Source organism: Hydrocoleum sp. CS-953, from assembly GCF_002260545.1.
Taxonomy (GTDB): domain Bacteria; phylum Cyanobacteriota; class Cyanobacteriia; order Cyanobacteriales; family Microcoleaceae; genus Trichodesmium.
In genome coordinates, this window is sequence record NZ_LGSU01000100.1 from 1 (window position 1) to 2,176 (window position 2,176).

Genomic DNA, 2,176 nt, shown 5'->3' on the forward strand with positions numbered 1-2,176 from the left:
TTTTACAATTTATGGAATTTACAATTTTTTATTGTAGGAATAAATCACAAATTAAGATGTAACTGCCTTTTTTGAATTTGGTATAAGACCTGGATATTATTGCTAATAGCTGAATGCTTACCAATTATCAATTAATGAACTAGCTATTTATATTCCTGGAGATATTTAACAAGATAATCAGCTATTTTAGCACTAGCTCCTGGTTTTCCCATTCGCTCTAAACCATTCTGAATACAAGCTTCTAAATACTCTTTATCTCCCAAAGTTGCTTTTACTTTTTGAGCAGCTTCTTGCAGAATAAAACTATTAGCTGCTTGTTTACCAATAACCTGTACTGAAGAACCTAAAAGTCTAGTTTGAGCTTCCGCAAAACGATAGGTAAATGAAGGACCTTCACCAGGAATAGTAATTACAGGTTTTCCTAATCCTACAGATTGTTCTATAGCAGTTCCAGCCATACCAATTACTAAATTTNAAGCTTCTAAATACTCTTTATCTCCCAAAGTTGCTTTTACTTTTTGAGCAGCTTCGTGCAGAATAAAACTATTAGCTGCTTGTTTACCAATAACCTGTACTGAAGAACCTAAAAGTCTAGTTTGAGCTTCCGCAAAACGATAGGTAAATGAAGGACCTTCACCAGGAATAGTAATTACAGGTTTTCCTAATCCTACAGATTGTTCTATAGCAGTTCCAGCCATACCAATTACTAAATTTGAATGTTGTAAAATATCTGCAAAAGCATCCTCATAACAAATTACTTCTATTGTATATTCTTCAGTTAAAAATGTTAATTTACCCCTTTGATATTCCCAACCTTCAGAAATACCTATTGCCTCTAGTTCAGACATTAAGATAGGTACAGTTGCTACGCGGAACTGACAAACATTTACTCCCATAACTTTGACAATTTCTTTAACCAGTTTCAGCAGCAAACATAAATTCCTACCAGCTTCCGGTAAACGGGAACCAGGCAAAATAGCAATAGTAAATAACTCTGGTTTAAGCTGTAAATTTTTCCCTGTTGAAGTTAAATTATCCATAACTGGCGTACCAACAAATTCTGCCTTCTTAATTCCTTGTCGGTTTAAATCTTCTGCCGTCAAAGCATCCCTAGAAAAAACTTTCAAACATCGAGAATTATTGAGTAATTTTGGCAATATTAAACCTAAATTAATTCGACCTTCATAATAACTAGAATCAGCCGAAAGAAATACCACATAAGGAACCTTTGTCGAATAGGCGATCGCTGCTACTACAATATCTCCAGTAGCCATAATTAAATCGTAATTTTTAGCAAATTTCCAAACTGTCTGTAACTGTCGCCAAGTTAAACTAATTAATCCTTGTCCCAAGTCTTTAAATAATAACAAAGGATTGAGATATAAAAATCCTCCCGATGGCATATTTGCTGTAGGATTAATAATTGGTATATTTAAACTTTTATAACTATTACCAGAACCAACAATAGGCATAGCTGATATATTTGTATCAGGGGAAATTTTTCTGAAAGCTTTAATAATTTGACAATTATGTGTATCTTCTCCATGACCATTACTTAGAAAAAGTATATTTTTTGTTTTCATACTAATTAGGGAGTAGGGAGTAGGGAGTAGCGTACTTTAGAGATTTTTTATACCGAAAATGACTCCAAACTTAGTATTAGCAAGGCAAATACTTCACAGTGCTAAAAATAGCTGGAACCTAGATATATCAAGAAAAAAGTTGATTTAAGGTAAAATCACTACTGTATAATGTTTTGAGCTTATTTTTAACCTATTTTTTTCTCAAGTCTAAGTAGGAAAAAGTCACTTATTCTTTGATATTTGAGAATAGACTTTTGCATCAAAGAGTGAGTAGGAAGTAGGGACAAATAATTGATAATTTCTGGGGGATAATTGATTTAATTTTTGATTATTAGAGATGTCTAATACTCAAACTAAAAACTTTCAGGTATAGGCAGGAAGATAAAAATAATTAACAAGTATCATCAATTTTTTATCTGGTAGTAACATAGCCTGATCCTCACCTTCAAGCAAATCTTTTTATGATAATAATTGTTTTTCTATAAACAGCATAATTCCACAAAGTTACACCATTTTAGACTGTAAATATTTTAACAGTTTTCTAGTGAGAGTCCTATAAATAACCAAATTGAATTTGGTATCAGGAAAAAATA

Annotated in this window: 1 pseudogene; it reads right to left on the reverse strand. The window is 32.0% G+C overall.

Annotated elements, in window-relative coordinates:
• Positions 1-475 precede the first annotated feature (475 nt).
• A pseudogene (locus AFK68_RS00620) lies at positions 476-1,583 on the reverse strand (lipid-A-disaccharide synthase-related protein); the annotation flags it as partial.
• Positions 1,584-2,176 lie beyond the last annotated feature (593 nt).